The organism is Pseudomonas sp. Pc102 (genome assembly GCF_018408275.1).
Lineage (GTDB): Bacteria > Pseudomonadota > Gammaproteobacteria > Pseudomonadales > Pseudomonadaceae > Metapseudomonas > Metapseudomonas tohonis.
The window spans coordinates 3,314,499-3,332,436 of the sequence record NZ_AP021905.1; the positions used below are offsets into that span (position 1 = coordinate 3,314,499).

Consider the following 17,938-nt stretch of genomic DNA (forward strand, 5'->3'; position numbering starts at 1 on the left):
GCGCGGGGCATCGATGGCGGGGTGGCGGGTGACCCGGGTGAGGCCTCGCGTGTGGCGTGGCACCGATCACGAATGAATTCGCTCCCACACGGGCGGCGCTGCGCACCGCTTGGCGAATGAGTTCGCCCCTCCAGGTGCAGGAGTCCCGGGCGACGCGGTGCAGGGCCGTAGGGTGTGCTGCGCGCACCTGGGAAGACGGCGCGCACACCGATGTGAGGCCCGGGCATCGATGGCGGGGCGGCGGGTGACCCGGGTGAGGCCCGCGTGTGGTGTGGCATCGATCGCGAGTGGACTCGCTCCTACATCAACCCTCGCAGGAATGCGGCGAAGCCTTCCGGCGCGCGGGCGTCGAGGCGGGCGCTGGTGTGCACGGCGGGGCTGCTGCTCCAGGAGATGCGCGCGCCGCTGCGTTCGAAGGCGCGCACCAGGTGCACGTCCTCGTGGGCGGCCAGGGGCGGGAAGCCGCCGGCGCGCAGGTAGGCTTCGGCGCTGAAGCCGAGGTTGGCGCCGTGCACGTGGCGGTGGTCGTCGCGCTGCTGGTAGTGAGCGTGGTAGCGCAGCTGGGCGTCGAGGTGGATGGTGTCCCACTGGGCGATGCGCACGGTGCCGCAGACCACGTCGGCACCCAGGGCCAGCTGTGCGGCCAGCCAGTTGGTGCCGGCGATGCTGTCGGCGTCGGTGCAGGCGATCCAGCGCGCGCCCTCATCCAGCAGTACATGCACGCCGGCGGCTCGGGCCTGGCCGACATTGCGGGCGGCGATGGCCAGGGTGGCGATGCCGGCGGCCTGGGCGATGGCGGCGGAGCCGTCGCTGCAGGCGTCCAGCACGGCCAGCACGCGGACCGGTTCGCCGCCGAGGTCGGGGTGGGCGGCGGCCGCCAGCACCGATTCGATGCAGGCACCCAGCAGCTGTTCCTCGTTGTGCACCGGGATGACGACGCCGATCATGCACCGCGCTCCCGCAGCCCCTCCCGCTCGGCCACCGAGGTGGCGTCGTGGCACCAGACCTCCAGCAGCAGGTCGGGCTCTTCGTGGCGCAGCAGGCGCGGCATGCCCAGGCCCCGGGCCAGGCGTTCATGCACCTGGTCGCCGGTCAGCGGGCAGCCGTCGATCTCCGGCCGCCAATGGCAGGCCAGGAGGGTGCCGCTGCGGTTCAGCGACGCCAGGCAATGCACGATGAGGTGGTCGAGGTCGTCGGCGTCGAGGTAGTAGCACAGCTCGCTGAGGATGATCAGGTCGAAGCGCCCGCCGGGCCACTGCTGCGGCAGGCGCGCCTGCAAAAGGCGCACGTTGGGCTTGTTGGCCAGGCGCTGGGCGGCCAGCTCCACGGCGCGCGCCGAGGTGTCGCAGCACAGCAGGTCGTGGCAGCGGTCGGCCAGGCGCAGGCTCAGCTCGCCATTGCTGCAGCCGGGCTCGAAGACCCTGTCGTAGAAGCCGCGGGGCAGGGCGGCGAGCACCAGGTTGCGCTTGCGCTTCTCGTACCAGCGCTGGCGGAAGGCCCAGGGGTCGCGGCTGTCGCGGTAGAGCCTGTCGAAATAGGTGTCGGCCACGCTCATAGGAAGAACAGCTCGAAGGGCTGCTGCAGGCGTTCCAGGCTGGCGCTGCCGAGCACCGGCGGGCCACCACCGGAGTCGGCGTACAGCTGGCTGGCGAAGGCCTGCACGGCGTGGCGCTTGCGGGCCAGGGTCCAGATGTCGAGCTCGACCTTGCGCGCACGCTCCCAGGGGATGCGCGGGTCTTCCGGGCTCGCCCAGTGCCAGGCCCAGATGGGCACCTCATGGACCAGCGCGCCGATCTCGCTGCCGACTTCGAGGGTGGCCAGCCCCACCGCCTCATGGTCGGCGTGGCCGTCCTCGCGCCAGGTGGTGAAGACCACGTCCGAGGGCTGAAGGTAGGCGGCGAGGAAACGCTTGAGCTCGCCCAGGTGGCGCCCGACGCCGGTGTCGGGGAAGCCGCCGCGCAGCCACTTCAGCTCCGCCACGGGGATGCCCAGGCGATGCAGCGCCTCGGCGCTTTCCTGGGGGCGCACGATGCCGAGGCGATGCGCGGTCCAGTAGGGCGAGCCGGGATGGCTGGCGCTGCCGTCGGTGACCGAGATCAGCAGCACCTGGCGACCCAGCTGGAACAGCAGCTGCAGCAGGCCGCCACAGCCGAGCACTTCGTCGTCCGGGTGCGGCGCGACGATCACCGCGCGGGCTTCCGGTGGCACCAGGCGCTCACAGTCGATGGTCGGTACCAGGCTCAGGTGCTGCGAGGCGTTCCAGGCCTGCAGCGGCGTTCCGTCGCCGTGGATGAGGTGGGCTCTCATGGCATCCAGATCCCCTGTGGGGCCAAGGTGGCGAGGCGGCCGAGGGCGGCGAGGTCGCGCTCGGCATGGCTCTGGCGGAGGTACACCGGCAGGTCGGCGAGCAGCCGTGCCAGGTGCGGGTCGAGGCAGTAGGGCGCCGCGCCCAGGGCGTGGCCGACATGGCGGATGGCGGCCTCGGCGGCGCCTTCGCAGATCGCCCGCAGGCGCCGTACCGGAACTTCGGCGTCGGCGCGCGGCTGGCGGTCGATCCAGGCGGCGCAGTCGCGCAGGGAGCAGGCGGCCGCGTAGAGCTGTGCGTCCAGGGCGCCCAGGTGGGCGAGGGCGTGGGGTTCGTCGTGATCCGCGCCATGCACCCGCAGCGCCTCGCCCAGGGCCTGGGCGGCACCCAGCCAGCAGGCGGCGATGCCGGCGCCGCCGTGCCAGAAGCCGGGGCGTTCCAGGTAGCCGCCGGCAGGCCCGATGCAGTGGGCGCGGGCCTGCTCGAAGTGCACCTCGACGCTGCCGGTGGCGGCCATGCCCACCGCGTTCCAGCCGCCCGTGGCGATGCGCACCCCGGGCTGGTCCAGGGCCACGGCCACCAGCTGCTGGTGGCCGGCCTCGTTCCAGCCGGTGAGCAGCGCGTGGCTGAGCACGGCGGCGCCGGAACACCAGGCCTTGGTGCCATCCAGGCGCACGTCCTGCTGCGAGGTGCGGGCGTTGATGCGCACCCGCGCCTGCGGCGGCTCGGCGGCCCAGACGCCCCAGGTGCTGCCGGGCGGCGGGGCCTCGGCGTCGAGTTCGTGGAGGATGGCCAGGGCGTCGGTGTGGCCTTCGTAGAGCTTGCACAGGCCCAGGTCACGGGCGGCGACCCGGGCCAGCGCCTGCCAGCGCTCCAGGGTGGCGCCGCCGCCCGGCTGGGGCAGGCGGTCGAGGCCCGCCGCCACCAGCGCGGCCAGGCGGCGGCCGAGTTCGGGAGTGTCGGCGCCCGGGCACGGGTACTCCGCCAGGCCGCCTTCCAGGCGGTTGGCGGCGCAGGCCGGGGCGCCCCCCATCAGCCGTCCTCCCGTTGCAGTTCGAAGAGCAGCAGCGAGCGGTTGGTGAGGGTGAACTCCGTGTCGAACTCGTAGCGCTCCAGGGAACGGTCGTCGGGGCGGTTGGTGTCCAGCAGCAGTGTCCAGGCGGTGCCCTGGGCCACTTCCGGCAGGCGGAAGTTGACCACGTCGTGGTGGGCGTTGAGCAGCAGCAGGAGGGTGGCGTCGGCGCCGCTGCGGCGGATGCCGGTGGGTTGCGCGCGGCCGTCCATGAGCATGCCCAGGCAGCGGGCATTGCCGTCCTGCCATTGCTCCTCGGTCATCTCGTTGCCGCAGGGCGACAGCCAGGTGACGTCCTTGACCCCGAGTTCCTCGTTGTACTCGCCCACCAGGAAGCGGCCGCGCCGCAGGATCGGGTAGGCGCGGCGCAGGCTGATCAGCCGCCGGGTGAAGTCCAGCAGGCTGCGGCCCTCGTCGTCGAGTTCCCAGTCGATCCAGCCCAGCTCGTTGTCCTGGCAGTAGACGTTGTTGTTGCCCTGCTGGGTGCGGCTGAACTCGTCGCCCGCCACCAGCATCGGCGTGCCCTGGGAGAGCAGCAGCGTGGCCATCATGTTGCGCATCTGGCGCAGGCGCAGCTCGCGGATGTCCGGGTCGTCGGTGGGGCCTTCGACGCCGTGGTTCCAGGAGTAGTTGTTGTCGCTGCCGTCGCGGTTGCCTTCGTCGTTGGCTTCATTGTGCTTGTGGTCGTAGCTGACCACGTCGCGCAGGGTGAAGCCGTCGTGGGCGGTGACGAAGTTGACCGAGGCGTAGGGCCGGCGGCCGCGCTGGTTGAACAGGTCGCCCGAGGCGGTGAGGCGGCTGGCGAGCCCGGCGATCTGGCCGTTGTCGCCGCGCCAGAAGGCCCGCACGGTGTCGCGGAAGCGGTCGTTCCACTCCACCCAGCCGGGCGGGAAGCCCCCCACCTGGTAGCCGCCCGGGCCGCAGTCCCAGGGCTCGGCGATCAGCTTGAGCTTGCTCAGCACCGGGTCCTGGCGGCAGGCGACGAGGAAGCCGTGGCGCTCGTCGAAGCCGTGCGGATGGCGCCCGAGAATGGTGGCGAGGTCGAAGCGGAAGCCGTCGACGCGCATCTCGGTGGCCCAGTAGCGCAACGAGTCGGTGACCATCTGCAGCACGCAGGGGTGGCTGAGATCGAGGGTGTTGCCGGTGCCCGAGTCGTTGATGTAGTGGCGACGGTTGTCGGGCAGCAGGCGGTAGTAGGTGGCGTTGTCGATGCCGCGCATGCACAGGGTCGGGCCCAGTTCGTTGCCCTCGGCGGTGTGGTTGTAGACCACGTCGAGGATCAGCTCCAGGCCGGCGTCGTGCAGGTGCGCGACCATTTCCTTGAACTCGTTGATGTGGCCGCTGGCGAGGTAGGCCGCGTGGGGCGCGAAGAAGGCCAGGCTGTTGTAGCCCCAGTAGTTGTTCATGCCCTTTTCCAGCAGGTGCTGGTCGTTGACGAAGCCGTGGACCGGCAGCAGCTCGATGGTGGTGATGCCCAGGGAGCGGATGTGCTGCAACAGCTCGGCGTTCATCAGCCCGGCGCAGGTGCCGCGCAGGTGCTTGGGCACGGCGGGGTGGCGCATGCTGGTGCCGCGCAGGTGGGCCTCGTAGATCACCGTGGCGTCCCAGGGCACGCGCACCGCCTTCTGCTCGGGCCAGGTGAAGGCGGGGTCGATGACCTTGGACTTGGGCACGAAGGGCGCGCTGTCGCGCTCGTCGAAGGACAGGTCGCCGTCCTTGTGGCCGATGGTGTAGCCGAACAGCGCCTCGGACCAGCGCAGCCCGCCCATCAGCTGGCGGGCATAGGGGTCGACCAGCAGCTTGTTGGGGTTGAAGCGGTGGCCGGCGTCGGGCTCGTAGGGGCCGTGCACGCGGTAGCCGTAGATCTGCCCGGGGTGGGCGTCGGGCAGGTAGCCGTGCCAGATCTCGTCGGTGTATTCGGGCAGTTCGATACGCTCAAGTTCACGCTCGCCCTTGGCGTCGAACAGGCAGAGCTCCACCTTGGTGGCATGGGCGGAAAACAGCGCGAAGTTGACCCCCAGGCCGTCCCAGGTGGCGCCCAGGGGAAAGGGGTGGCCTTCGGTTATCCGTGAGCGTTGCCTGCTCATTGGTGTTTCTCCTCAAACGACTCGGTTGGGCTCAGGCTTTCGGCGCCTTGGGCGTGGCCTTGGTGGCGCGCGGCTTCTTCAGCAGTGCGGGTTTTTCTTCGGCAGGGGCCTTGGCGGCACGTGGCTTGCGCGGGGCCGGCTGGGCGGCGCGGGCCTCGGCGGGTGGGCTGGCCGGTACTTCCTTGGGCTTGCTGACCCGGCGCGGCTTGGGCGCCGGTGGGCGCTCGCCGCGGGTTTCCGACTCGGCGAGCTTGCGCGCCATTTCCCAATGGCGGGCTTCCTGGCCCGTGGGCCTGCCCTCCGATTCCCAGATCTGGTAGGCGAATTCGCGGATGCGCTGTTCTTCTGCACTCATGGCTGTGGCTCCTGGTGAGGTCTGAAACACAAGAGGTTGACGGGGAAGTCCGCCAGCGCCTGCGCCAGGGCGATGCGCCCATCGCTGGGGTGCAGCGGCGCGCTGGAGAACACGCCGGTGAGCGTGCTGTCGGCAATGGCGGCGGGCAGCACCACGCGGGTGTCGCCCCAGCGTGCTGGCGGGATGTGGGGGGTGACGGCCTCGTCCAGCAGCTCGCTGGCCAGGCGCGGCACCAGCACCACCAGGTAGTCGCCACCCTGGCTGCGGGCGAAGGCCAGCACCTGCTCGGCGTGCTCGCCCTCCACCTGCAGCGGCTGGTAGTCGCCCCGTGCGAACAGTTCGGCGCGGGCATAGCGCACCGAGAGCACGGTGGAGATCAGCCATTGCTTGATGCGGCCGTCGCGCCAGTGTTCGATCAACCGGTCCTGCTCGACCGCTTCGCCGAGGGCCTCGATGCGGCGGGGGAAGTCCACTTCGCGGCGGTTGTCCGGGTCCACCAGGCTGAAGTCCCAGAACTCGGTGCCCTGGTAGAGGTCGGGGATGCCGGGCGTGGTCATGCGCAGCAGGCACTGGGCCAGGCCGTTGAGGGCGCCGGCGGGGGCGATGGCGTTGGCCGCGGCGGCGATGTCGATGCGCAGCTCGCGGGCGGTGTCGCGCGCCAGCAGGTCGTGCAGGAAGGTGCGGCAGGCCACTTCATAGGCGGCGTTGGGGGCACTCCAGCTGCTTTGCAGCTTGGCCTCGCGCAGGGCCTTTTCCTGCCAGCGCAGCAGGCGCTCCAGGTAGGCCTCCAGGGCGTGGCGGTCGTCGGCGTCGAGGTCCAGCGGCCAGCTGCCGAGCAGGCACTGGTAGAGCATCAGCTCGTCCGCCGCGCTGGGGGCGCCGTCGCTGTCCAGCACCGCGCGCAGGGGCGCTGCCAGGCGCCGCCAGTGCTCGCAGCGGGCGGCGAACCAGGCGGAGCGCTCGCTGAGCACGGCCAGGCGCGCGCGGTTGTCCTCGCCGCGCTTGTGGTCGTGGGTGGCGGTGGTCAGCAGGTTGCCGGGGAAGTGCTGCGAGCGCGCCAGGCACTGGGCGTGGAACTCGGCGACCGAGCCGCTGAACTGCTGCGGGTCGAAGCCCACGTCGTTGCGCGAGAGCAACACCGCCGAGCGGTAGCAGGCGGTGTCTTCCACGGCCTTGGCGGCGGCCGGGGAGGTGAGCTGCTGGAAGCGCGCCAGGACCTTGCGCCGCTGCTTGCGCTGCGGGCCGGGCGGCACCTCGCGCAGGGGCTGGCCGCCGAGCCAGCGGTCCAGGTGCTGCAACAGCGGCTGGTCGGCCTCGCCCAGGGTGCTGCGGGCACCGGCCAGGGCCTGCTCGAAGACGCGGCGGTCCTGCTCGGAGCGGCCGCAGGCACCGGCATAGGTGCGGTACACCGGGAAATGCACGATGAGTTCCAGCAGCGCGCGGCGGATGGCGCCCAGGGTCAGGTCGCGGGTGGCGATGTCTTCGCGCGCCACCAGCAGCAGGCTTTGGGCGAGGTTTTCCAGATCGCCCGCCAGGGAGCTGGTGAGCACCAGCTGGCGTGCCTCGAGCACCTCGTCCTGGAAGCGACCGGAGCGGCCGCTGAGGGTGCTCCACAGGGCGTTGAGCTGCAGCTCGCCCAGGGGGGAGTGCTGCAGCAGGGACACCTGGTTCATGAACTCGTAGCCGGTGGTGCCGTCCACGCCCCAGTCGCCGGCCAGGCGCTCGCCCTGGCCGAGGATCTTCTCGACGTAGATCGGGAAGTGCTGGCCGAGCAGCGCGCGTGGACGCGTGGCGAGCAGCCCCTCGACGCGGCGGCGCAGGCGCCGGCAATAGCCGCGCGGGTCGGCCAGGCCATCGATGTGGTCGATGCGCAGGCCGTCCACCAGGCCCGCCGCGATCAGCTCGAAGACCTTGGCGTGGGTGGCCTCGAACACTTCGGGGCGCTCGACGCGCAGGCCGCCCAGTTCGTTGATGTCGAAGAAACGCCGCCAGTTGATGTCGTCGGCGGCGGTGCGCCAGCTGGCCAGGCGGTAGTGCTGGCGCTCGAGCAGTCGGTGCAGGCGCTCCAGGCCTTCCGGCGTGTCGGCGTGGTAGTGCTCCAGGGCGCGGGCCAGGGGCACGTCGTCCGGGGTGGCTTCGGCCAACTGGCGGCGCAGCTCCCGCGCCTGCTGCCAGGCATCGGGCTGCCCGTCCAGGGCTTCGAAACGCGCCGCGAGGTCCGCCAGCGACGGCTCGCAGCTGGCCCGCAGCAGTTCACCGTAGCTGGGCGGGGTGAGGGGGAAGCGATGGTCGAAGTGCTGGGCGTAGAGGCTGCCGTCCTCGGCGTCGTAGCGCAGGGCGATCTCGCCGGCCGCCAGCACCTCGCCGTAGTCGCTGCGCAGGAAGGGCATCAGCAGCTGGCCGCGCAGCAGCGGGTCGTGGGAGCGCCACTGGATGTCGAAGAACTGCGCGTAGGGGCTGCTTTGGCCCCATTCGAGCACGTCGAGCCACCAGGGGTTGTCGTCACCGCCCACGGCCATGTGGTTGGAGACGATGTCGAGGATCAGCCCCATGCGCTGCTCGCGCAGGGCGGCGACCAGGCGCTTGAGCGCCGCCTCGCCACCCAGCTCGGGGTTGACCCGGGTGGGGTCGACCACGTCGTAGCCGTGCACGGAGCCCTTGCGCGCGGTGAGCAGCGGCGAGGCGTAGACATGGCTGATGCCCAGCCGGGCGAAGTAGTGCACCAGGGGCACGGCGTCGTCCAGGGTGAAGCCCCGGTGGAACTGCAGGCGCAGGGTGGCGCGGACTTCATTCATGGCCTTGGCCCTCCAGCTGGCGGCGGGCGTCGTCGAGGCATTGCAGGCGGCGGCTGGCACCCGGGCCGTCGAGCATGCTGGCGGCCGGTTCGCTCCAGCGTCGCCGCCAGTTGGGGTGCTGGTCGCCGGGGCCGGGCAGGTTGGGTTGCTCCTCGCTGCCCATCACGTCTTCCAGGGGCAGCAGCACCAGGGGCGCGGGGGTGCGGCCGACGAAGCCGATGCAGGCTTCCAGCTGCGCCTCGCTGTCGCTGTCCGGGCCGTGGCCCGGGTCGCTGGCGTAGAGCGCCGTGGTCAGCGCCAGCTTTTCCCGCGCGCGGGCCTCGCGGTCGCCGTGGCTGTGCTCGGCGCTGCGCTGGCCGGTGACCTCGCGCCACTCGATGTCGCGCCCCAGGAGCCAGCCGCGCATGCTCGGCAGGTCGTGGGTGGTGGTGGTGGCGAGGGCGTCGCGGGGCCAGCTGTGGGGCGGCAGGAAGTGGCCGTCGGCCTGCTCGAACTGCAGCACGCGCATGCCGAGGATCATCCGTTGCGCCAATGCCTCGCGCAGGCCGGCGGGTACGGTGCCGAGGTCTTCGCCGATGACCAGGGCGCGGTGGCGGAAGGACTCCAGCGACAGCAGGCGCAGCAGGTCCTGCAGCGGGTAGTTGAGGTAGGCGCCGGCCTCTGGCGGGGCGCCCTGGGGCAACACCCAGAGGCGCTTGAGGCCCATGACGTGGTCGATGCGGATGCCGCCGGCGTGGGCCAGGTTGGCCTGCAGCATTTCGATGAAGGCGCGGTAGCCATGGCGTTGCAGGCCTTCCGGGGAGAAGGCCGAGACCCCCCAGCTCTGCCCGGAACGGTTGAGGATGTCCGGTGGTGCGCCGACCGTCACCGCGGGCAGCAGTTCGGCCTGACGGGCCCAGGCCTGGCTGCCGGCACCGTCGGCGCCGACGGCGAGGTCGGCGATCAGGCCGATCTTCATCCCCGCGCCGCGGGCAGCGCTCTGCACGCGGTCCAGGCCCCGGGCGATCAGCCACTGGCAGAAGGCGTGGAAGGTGACGTCCTGCTCGTGCTCGGCGGCGAAGCGCAGCACCGCCTCGTGGTGGGGATCGCGGTACTGCTCCGGCCAGACGCGCCAGTCGGTGGGCAGGCCGCTGCGGCTCATGAAGCCGTGCAGGGCCTCGAAGCGGCAGTGCTGCAGCAAGGCGTCGCCGCCGTGCTCGCGGAAGCTGGCGAAGTCGGCGCTGAAGGCGTTCTCCGGGCCGCTGAAGCCGTCGAACAGCGCGCGCAGGATGGCCTGGCGGCTGCTGGCCACGGCGGGCCAGTCGATCAGCGGCTGGGCTTCCAGGCGCGCCAGCTCGGCGCCCAGGCCGCAGGCGGCGATCGCCTGCTGCATGGCGCGCTCGCCGAGGATGCAGCCGGGGGCGGCGTGCAGCACGTTGAACAGCAGGCGGCTGGAGGGCGAGTAGGGGCTGTAGCTGTGGCTGCTGGCGCTGAACATGGCGTGCACCGGGCTCAGGGCGATGGCGTCGGCGCCCTTGGCGGCGGCGCTGCGGGCCAGCTCCTCCAGCGCCTGGGTGTCGCCCAGCCCGCCGTCGCCGGGGCGGCGCAGGGAATACAGCTGCGCGGTGAGCCCCCAGATGTGCCGGCGCTGGTGGTCGCAGAGCTGGGCCACGCTCTGGCAGGCCGGTGGGGCCACGGCCAGGGTCAGCGCCTGCTCGCCGATCAGCAGGCGCTGGTAGCCGCAGGCGGCGATGGCGGGCAGGCGGCCTTCGTGGTCGAGCCGCGCGTCGACCCGGGCACCGTCTTCGAGCTGCAGCTGGAAGGGCGTGCCGGCGGCGAAATGCCGGGCCAGCGACAGCGGCTGGCCCTGGTCCAGCGTCAGCAGGGGGTCGAGGGCGGCGCTGCCGCGCTGCTGGTCGATGTGGGCGAGGCTGGCGTGGATCTGCTGCTCGCTCTGCGCCGGGTAGCCCAAAGCTTCGAGCAGCGCGCGCTGGGCCTCGGGGGCCACCTGCTGCGGGCGGCCGTCGGCGTCGGTCCAGTGGATGCTGAGGCCGGCGGCACCGGCCAGGTCGGCCAACAGGGCGTCGCTCATGCGCTGTCCTCCAGGGTCACGGCGACGCTGCGCGGCGCCAGCAGGCCCTGGCGGTAGTCGTCCAGGTCCATGCGGTTGGAGAAGATCACCCGCGCGCCGTCGTGCGGCAGCGGCGCACGTACCGGGGCGGAGGCGAGGTTGAGGTCGATGCGCAGCAGGCTGCCGTCACCCAGGCGCCAGCTGGCCGATACGGCCTTTTCCTCCAGCACCCGGGTGCCGATGGCCTGGCTGCCGGGCAGGCGTGGCACCAGTTGCGCGTGGCGCAGCTCCAGCAGGCGCCGGTAATAGACGCGCCAGGCCTGCTGGCCGGGCTCGGTGCAAGTGGCGCAGTCGGGGATGGAGCCGGTGAAGGTGCCCAGGGCGTTGGGGTCGGGAATGCTGCGGCGGATCTGCTCGTCGGCGAACACCGCGAATTCGCGGAACTCGTTGCGCCGCCCGTCGCGCACCGCACGGCCCAGCTCCTCGTTGTGCGAGGTGAAGAACAGGAAGGGTTGGCGCGAGCCCCATTCCTCGCCCATGAACAGCAGCGGGATCATCGGGCAGAGCAACAGCAGGGCGGTGGCGGCCTTGAGTTCGTCCGGCTCCGCCAGGCTGGCCAGGCGCTCGCCGAATGCACGGTTGCCGACCTGGTCGTGGTTCTGCAGGAACAATACGAAGGCGGTCGGCGGCAGGTGCGCGCTGGATTGCCCGCGCAGGTGGCCGCGCCGGGTGGACTCGCCCTGGTAGACGAAGCCCTCGCCGAGGCAGCGGGCCAGCTTGCTGGTGGTCTCCGTGGCGAAGTCGGCGTAGTAGCCCTCGCGTTCGCCGGTGAGCAGGGCATGCAGCACGTTGTGGCCGTCGTCGTTCCACTGGGCGTCGTAGCCCTTTTCCAGCAGGTCGACGTCGTTGTCCTCGTTCTCCAGCACCAGGTGCAGGTGGCGGCCCTTGCCGGCGGCGGCGCGCAGGCGGCCGGCCATCTCCACCAGGAAGTCCTTCTCGGTGATGGCGTGCACGGCGTCGAAGCGCAGGCCGTCGACGCGGTAGTCCAGCACCCACATCAGGGCGTTCTCGCAGAAGAAGTCGCGCACCTGCACCTGGCGGAAGTCGATGGCCGGGCCCCAGGGGGTCTTGCGCTCGCAGTTGAAGAAGGCCCCGGCGTACTGGCCGAGGTAGTTGCCGTCGGGGCCGAAGTGGTTGTAGACGACGTCGATGAACACCATCAGGCCCAGGCCGTGGGCGCTGTCGATGAGCCGCTTGAGCGCCTCGGGCGGGCCGTAGGAGCTGTCCGGGGCGAAGGGCAGCACGCCGTCGTAGCCCCAGTTGCGTGCGCCGGGGAATTCCCCCAGGGGCATCAGCTCGATGGCGGTGACGCCCAGCTCCTTGAGCCCGGGCAGCAGCGCCTCGACGCGGTCGAAGCCGCCGAGCAGGCCGACGTGCAGTTCGTAGATCACCGCCTCGTGCCAGGGGCGGCCGCGCCAGTCGGCGTGGCGCCAGCGGTAGGCCTTGGGGTCGACCACCCGGCTGAAGCCGTGGGGCCCGTCCTCCTGGGCCCGCGAGGCCGGATCGGGCACGCGCAGGTGCCCGTCGATCAGGTAGCGGTAGACGGTGCCGGCGCCCAGGGGCAGGCGGCTGCAGTACCAGCCTTCGCCGTGGGCGCGCAGCGGGTGGCGGCTGCCGTCGGCCAGTTCCACCTCGACGGAGCCGGCATCCGGCGCCCAGAGGGCGAAGCGTGTGGTGCCGTCTTCCTCGAGCAGCGCCCCATGGCTGCGCGTAAGGGGAAACATCAAGCCTGACCCCCTGCCTGCAGCGTCATCGAGCCGGCCTTGAGCAGCCGTTTGTAGAGGCGGTCGTAGGGCTTGACCGACTGGTGCCAGTAGAGCGGCGAGGCCATGGCCTGGCAGCGCATGGCATTGAGCAGCTCGGGGTGGCGGTAGACGTTGAGCGCACGCTGCACGGCATCCAGGTAGCTGGCGGCATCGGCCTCGCGGAACAGGAAGCCGGTGACGCCATCCTCGATGGTGTCGGCCAGGCCGCCGGTGCGCCGCGCGATGGGCAGGGAACCGAAGCGCTGGGCGTACATCTGGCTCAGGCCGCAGGGCTCGAAGCGCGAGGGCATGAGCAGGAAGTCGCTTCCGGCGAACATGCGCCGGGCATCGGTCTCGTTGAAGCCGACGTGCACGCCGATGCGGTGTGGGTGGCGCTGGGCGAGGTCCTGCATGGCCGATTCCAGGGCCGGCTCGCCACGGCCGATGATGGCCATGCGACCGCCACCGGCGACGATGGCGTCGGCGATCTCCAGGGTCAGGTCGATGCCTTTCTGCTGCACCAGGCGCGAGACCACGGCGAACAGCGGGCCGTCGCCCGGCTCCAGGTCGAAGAGCTTCTCCACGTACTCGCGGTTCTCGCGCTTGCCCTGCCACAGCTGGGCGCTGAAGCTGGCCACCAGGTGCTCGTCGGTGCGCGGGTCCCAGCTCTCGTCGATGCCGTTGGTGATGCCGCTGAGCTGGCCCTGGTCGACACGGTGCTTGAGCATGCCTTCCAGGCCGCAGCCGAAGTCCTCGGTGGTGATCTCGTGGGCGTAGTTCTCGCTCACGGTGGTCACGTGGCTGGCGTGGGCGATGCCGGCCTTCAGGAACGACAGCTTGCCGTAGAACTCCATGCTCTCGTGGCTGCAGGCTTCCGGCGGCAGGCCCAGTTCGGGGCTGCATTGCGGATCGATCAGGCCCTGGTAGGCGAGGTTGTGGATGGTGAACACGCTGGGCGTGCTCTGCCCGCGCCAGGCCATGTACGCAGGGGCGAGGCCGGCGGGCCAGTCGTTGGCGTGGATCAGCTCCGGGCACCAGCTGAGGCAGGCGGTGCCGGCGGCCAGCTCGGCGGCGGCCAGGCCCAGGCGGGCGAAGCGGATGTGGTTGTCCGGCCAGTCGCGGCCCTCGGCGTCGCCATAGGGCGTGCCTTCGCGCTCGTAGAGTTCGGGGCAGATGATGACGTAGACGATCAGGCCGTCCTTGAGATCCATGCGGCCGATGCGGCAGGCGGGCAGGGCGGCATGCCCCGGCACCCGGCCGATCACGCGGATCGGGTTGCCGCTCTCCAGCACCTGCCGGTAGCCGGGGATGAGAACGCGAACGTCATGTCGGGAAGCCAGGGCCCTGGGCAGTGCAGCGGAAACGTCCCCCAGGCCGCCGACCTTGACCAGATCAGCGAACTCCGAGGTGACGAACAGAATTCTTTTCTTGTTGGTATGCAGGCTTTCCACATGAAGCTGGGGGCGATTGATCACGGAACTCAAACCCCCGAGCTGAGCGCTCGCTGCAGCATTTCCCATATCATCCTCCGCTATCCGAGATCCCTGATAGGGGGATGTTCATCTACGTCGCCCATGCGCGGGCCATCGTTCCTGCATTGCCCCTCGGGCGGATGCCAGTTGGAAAGATGAGTTTTGGACCGAGCATGGACGCCACATCCCCACATGAATCCTGACCAGGCGCAGCGCGGAGAAGTTTCGACTTTTTTTGCCGGCCGGCAGGCCGTCGGGGAACTTCGCCGATGAGGGTTGCCGGCAACTGAGCGCGAGGCGATTTGAATTGAGAGCCCTGCAAGATGAACACCGTGCGCACCTCTGCTCGGTGCTTCCGGCGAGTCCAGATGAACGCAGCACACCCTACGTCCGGAGTGAGCGGCGGCTGCATGCTCCGAGGTCAGATTGCGCGCGCCCTTCTAGGGAGCCAAAAGCAAAGCCACGTTCCAGCTTTCCTCGCCAGGTTTTGAGATCGGGGCGAGCCGCGTTCGGCGAATGCGCCCGTCGCCTGCGGCGGTGGATAGTGGGAACTCGGCAGCTCCGGCGTATCCCTAAGCCTCTACACAGGCACAGCGCCCCCGGAGGCCGTCATGCAGAACGTCGAGCAGGTTGTGAGTTTCCTCGAGAAGTACCAGCTGTCCCTGGTCACCGCCGAGTCCTGCACCGGGGGCATGATCGCCTCCCTGCTGGCCGGGGTCTCCGGTTGCGGTGCGGTGCTGGATCGGGGCTATGTCGCCTATTCGCCCGAGGCCAAGCAGCAATGCCTGGGCGTGGACCCGGGCACCATCGCCCGCTACGGCCTGACCAGCGAGGAGGTGGCGCGGGAGATGGCCCTGGGCGCCCTGGATAACAGCGAGGCCAACGTGGCGCTGGCCAACACCGGGCTGGCCGAGGCCGAAGGCGAGATGGACGGCCTGGTGTGCTTCGCCTGCGCCATGCTGATGGACGGCGAGCCGTGGGTGGTCAGCGAGCAGTTGCGCTTCGATGGCGAGCGCAACCAGGTGCGCGAGGCGGCCGCCCGGCATGGCCTGCTGCAATTGCCCTATTACTACGAGCGCCTGCGCCAGGCCGTCGCCGCGAAGCTGCCCATCGAGGCGGCCGGCGGCTGACTCACACCGGCGGCTGGCGCTCCGGTTCGACGATGGGCTCCGGGTGGCGGCCCCGCAGTTCCGGCGCGGCGCTGCGGGACAGTTCGGCGCGCAGCTGCGGCAGGCAGTGCGGGTAGCGATGGGCGATGAAGTTGATCAGGTTCTCGCGCAGGTAGCAGCGCAGGTCCCAGTTGCGCGAGGAGTCGATGGAGCTGACCAGCACCCGTAGCTGGACGGCGCGCTCGCTGGCATCGACCAGTTGCAGCACGCTGACGCGACCGTCCCAGAGTTGCGGCACTTCCTTGCACAGGCGGTCCAGCTCCTGGCGCAGCGGGTCCAGCGGCATCTCGTAGTCGGCCCAGAGCACTACCGCACCAGTGATGGAGGAGCTGACCCGCGTCCAGTTCTGGAAGGGGTTCTCGATGAACCATTGCAGCGGCACCACCAGGCGGCGGTCATCCCAGATACGCACCACCACGTAGGTGCCGGTGATTTCCTCGATACGCCCCCACTCGTTCTCGACGATCACCACGTCATCCAGGCGGATGGGCTGGGTGATGGCGATCTGCAGCCCGGCGATCAGGTTGCCCAGCACCGGCTTGGCGGCGAAGCCCACCGCCAGCCCGGCGACCCCGGCCGAGGCCAGCAGGCTGGTGCCGAACTGCCGCGCGGTGGGGAAGGTCATGAGCATGGTGGCGGCGCCGAACAGCAGCACGAAGAAGCTCAGGGTGCGCACCAGCACGCGGGTCTGGGTCTGGATGCGCCGGGCGCGCAGGTTGTCGGCGATGTCCACGGGGTTGTGCAGCAGGATCACCTGCTGCACCGCATCCACCGCGCGCAGGCCGAGCCAGGTGAAGGTGCCGATGATGGCCATCGAGGTGAGCTGGCGCAGCGGGCCGATGAACAGCAGATCGTCGTCCGCAGCGCTCCACACCGTCTGCAGGCCGAGCAGCGGCAGCAGGAGGTAGAGCGGCCGGCGCACCCGCTGCAGCAGCTCGCGCAGGAACAGCACCGGCTTGGCCAGGCGGACCAGCACCCGCATGACCCCGCGTGCGACCAGGCTCAGGCCCAGCGTCACCACCAGGGCCGTGAGCAGGACCCTGAGTTCCGGCAGCGGCAGGTAGGGCAGCCATTGTTCGAGCATGAAGAACCTCCGGGATCGCGATGACCCTGTTAGTGACCCGGTGCCTGGCGATGGGTTCGGGTGGATTGCCCTGGCCGCTGCAGGTTGGCGCCGAGCGCAGCGAGGCCCAACCGAGCGGGGCTCGGCTCTGCTGCGTTGGGCTTCGTACCTCAGCCCACCTACGGCTGGTCACGCCTGCGAAATGACCTGAACCGCCGCGCCATGGTGGGGCCGAAGTAGAGGAGCCCTTTGCCTGGAGATGCCCATGAATGCCGAGATCCAAGCCTGTGCCGAAGCCTGTCTGGTGTGCGCCAGCGAATGCGCGCAGTGCGTCACCGAGAGCCGCCTGGACGAGTCCGGCGAGGACCTGGGGCGCTGCATCGAGTTGAGCCGCGAATGCGCCGACAGCTGCCTGCTGATGCAGGAGCTGGTGGAGCGGCAAAGCGCCCAAGTGATCGGATTCGGCCTGTTCTGCGCGAGCCTGTGCAGGCTGTGCGCGGCAGAGTGCCAGCGCCACGACCTGGCGCACTGCCAGCGGCTGGCCCAGGTCTGCGAGGAGTGCGCGAGGCAGTGCCAGGGCCTGTCCCTGGCCGCCTGATCAGGGCACGAAGCGCAGGGCGCTGGGGGCGGGGGTGCTGATTGCCTGCACCTGCTCCACCAGCAGGCCGCTCTGCGGATCACGGGCGAATACCGCCACGCTGTCGCTCTTCTGGTTGGCCACCAGCAGGAAGCGCCCGTCCGGGGCGAAGGTGAATTCGCGAGGCTCCTCGCCACCGCTGGCATGCCGCTGCACTTCGCTGAGGCTGCCGTCGGCGGGGCTCACCGCATAGACCACGATCTGGTTCTCCACCCCTCGGCGGGCGACGTAGAGGAAGCGTCCGTCCGGCGACAGGTGGATGGCGCCCAGGCGGCGGTCGCCCTGGGCGTTGGCGCCGGGCGGGTCGAGGTCCACCAGGCCCTGCTGCTCCAGCCTGGCCTCGTCGCGGCCGAGGATGGCGATCTGGTTGGACAGCTCGAGGGTCAGGTAGGCGCGCGTGCCGCTTTCGTCGAACGCCAGGTGGCGTGGGCCGCTGCCCTTGGGCAGGGCGAAGGCGCCGGGCCTGGCGGCCTGCAGCGGCTTTTTCGGTTTTTCCCCGTCGTAGCGGTAGGCGTAGACCTTGTCGGCGCCCAGGTCGGTGACGAAGAGGTAGCCGCCGGCCGGCACCGCCGCGTGCATGTGCGAGGAGCCCTGGCGCTGCGAGCCGCGCCGGGAAAAGCTCTGGCGCACCTGCTGGGCCACGGCGCCCAGGGTGCCGTGGGCCGTGACCGGGATCACCGCGAGGCTGCCTCCGGGCGTGGGCCGGGTGCCGTAGTGGGCGACGAAGAGGAAGCGCCCGTCTTCGCTGAGGCTGGCATGGGTCGGCTCGGCACCCCGGGTCGCGACCTGGCTGAGCGGCGTGAGGCTGCGCTCGGCGCCCCCGCCGATGGCGAAGCTGCTGACCTGGCCGGCCGGGTCGCGCCCCTGGGGTGGGTTCTCGTTGGTGGCGAACAGCTGGCTGCCGTCCGCCGAGAGCACCAGCCACGAGGGGTTGGCGCTGGGCAGGGTCTGCAGCGGCCGTTCCGTCAGCCGGCCCCGGGCGCCGTCGAAGGCGAAGCGCTGGATACCGGGGCAGGCCTCGCCGGTACAGCCCACCAGCAGCTGGGTGGTGTCGGCGGGTGGGCGCCCGGCGCATCCGGCGAGCAGGGTCAGGGTGCAGAAGAGCAGTGGGGCGTTACGCGGCATCGA

General features: G+C 70.7%; 14 protein-coding genes. 2 read left to right on the forward strand and 12 right to left on the reverse strand.

The genetic code is table 11. From position 1 onward, the window contains the following. Window positions 1-299: 299 nt before the first annotated feature. Genes PHLH3_RS15280 through glgA form a run of 10 tightly spaced genes read right to left on the reverse strand, consistent with a single transcriptional unit; the run spans window position 300 to window position 13,989 of the window. Window positions 300-947: a glycosyltransferase gene (locus PHLH3_RS15280; protein WP_213630334.1), complete on the reverse strand. Its 648-nt coding sequence runs from the start codon at window positions 945-947 to the stop codon at window positions 300-302. Beyond that, window positions 944-1,555: a class I SAM-dependent methyltransferase gene (locus tag PHLH3_RS15285; protein ID WP_213630336.1), complete on the reverse strand. Its 612-nt coding sequence runs from the start codon at window positions 1,553-1,555 to the stop codon at window positions 944-946. Before PHLH3_RS15285 ends, PHLH3_RS15280 begins: the two co-directional genes overlap by 4 nt. Continuing rightward, window positions 1,552-2,307, reverse strand: coding sequence for a PIG-L family deacetylase (locus PHLH3_RS15290; RefSeq protein ID WP_213630341.1), 756 nt, complete (start codon window positions 2,305-2,307; stop codon window positions 1,552-1,554). Before PHLH3_RS15290 ends, PHLH3_RS15285 begins: the two co-directional genes overlap by 4 nt. Further along, complete coding sequence (locus PHLH3_RS15295) at window positions 2,304-3,338, reverse strand: acyl-CoA dehydrogenase (RefSeq protein ID WP_244863045.1); 1,035 nt, start codon at window positions 3,336-3,338, stop codon at window positions 2,304-2,306. Before PHLH3_RS15295 ends, PHLH3_RS15290 begins: the two co-directional genes overlap by 4 nt. After that, complete coding sequence (gene glgX, locus PHLH3_RS15300; RefSeq protein ID WP_213630342.1) at window positions 3,338-5,464, reverse strand: glycogen debranching protein GlgX; 2,127 nt, start codon at window positions 5,462-5,464, stop codon at window positions 3,338-3,340. Before glgX ends, PHLH3_RS15295 begins: the two co-directional genes overlap by 1 nt. Before the next feature lie 31 nt (window positions 5,465-5,495). After that, the gene (locus tag PHLH3_RS15305; protein WP_213630344.1) at window positions 5,496-5,819 is read right to left on the reverse strand and encodes a DUF2934 domain-containing protein; all 324 of its coding nucleotides are present in this window, start codon (window positions 5,817-5,819) and stop codon (window positions 5,496-5,498) included. Then, entirely contained in the window at window positions 5,816-8,614 is a 2,799-nt protein-coding gene (locus PHLH3_RS15310) for a malto-oligosyltrehalose synthase (protein WP_213630346.1), read from the reverse strand. The genes PHLH3_RS15305 and PHLH3_RS15310 overlap by 4 nt, the downstream gene beginning before the upstream one ends. After that, window positions 8,607-10,685 carry a 4-alpha-glucanotransferase gene (malQ, locus tag PHLH3_RS15315; RefSeq protein WP_213630348.1) on the reverse strand — a complete coding sequence of 693 codons (2,079 nt, stop codon included), beginning with the start codon at window positions 10,683-10,685 and terminating at the stop codon, window positions 8,607-8,609. Before malQ ends, PHLH3_RS15310 begins: the two co-directional genes overlap by 8 nt. Continuing rightward, a complete protein-coding gene (gene treZ / locus PHLH3_RS15320) occupies window positions 10,682-12,448 on the reverse strand; it encodes a malto-oligosyltrehalose trehalohydrolase (protein ID WP_213630350.1) in 1,767 nt (588 codons plus the stop codon). The genes malQ and treZ overlap by 4 nt, the downstream gene beginning before the upstream one ends. Next, complete coding sequence (glgA, locus tag PHLH3_RS15325; protein WP_213630352.1) at window positions 12,448-13,989, reverse strand: glycogen synthase GlgA; 1,542 nt, start codon at window positions 13,987-13,989, stop codon at window positions 12,448-12,450. Before glgA ends, treZ begins: the two co-directional genes overlap by 1 nt. A gap of 563 nt (window positions 13,990-14,552) precedes the next feature. On the opposite strand from glgA, the gene PHLH3_RS15330 reads away from it, so the two are divergent. Further along, window positions 14,553-15,071 (forward strand): CinA family protein, encoded by a 519-nt coding sequence (locus PHLH3_RS15330; RefSeq protein ID WP_213630354.1) that lies wholly within the window; start codon window positions 14,553-14,555, stop codon window positions 15,069-15,071. A gap of 1 nt (window position 15,072) precedes the next feature. Here the strand turns inward: PHLH3_RS15330 and PHLH3_RS15335 are convergent, their stop codons facing one another. Further along, window positions 15,073-16,194, reverse strand: coding sequence for a mechanosensitive ion channel domain-containing protein (locus PHLH3_RS15335; protein ID WP_213630355.1), 1,122 nt, complete (start codon window positions 16,192-16,194; stop codon window positions 15,073-15,075). A gap of 244 nt (window positions 16,195-16,438) precedes the next feature. Between PHLH3_RS15335 and PHLH3_RS15340 the strand changes: the two genes are divergently transcribed. Further along, window positions 16,439-16,771, forward strand: coding sequence for a four-helix bundle copper-binding protein (locus tag PHLH3_RS15340; protein WP_213630357.1), 333 nt, complete (start codon window positions 16,439-16,441; stop codon window positions 16,769-16,771). Here PHLH3_RS15340 and PHLH3_RS15345 read toward each other — a convergent pair whose 3' ends face one another. Beyond that, the gene (locus PHLH3_RS15345; protein ID WP_213630359.1) at window positions 16,772-17,935 is read right to left on the reverse strand and encodes a lactonase family protein; all 1,164 of its coding nucleotides are present in this window, start codon (window positions 17,933-17,935) and stop codon (window positions 16,772-16,774) included. Window positions 17,936-17,938 lie beyond the last annotated feature (3 nt).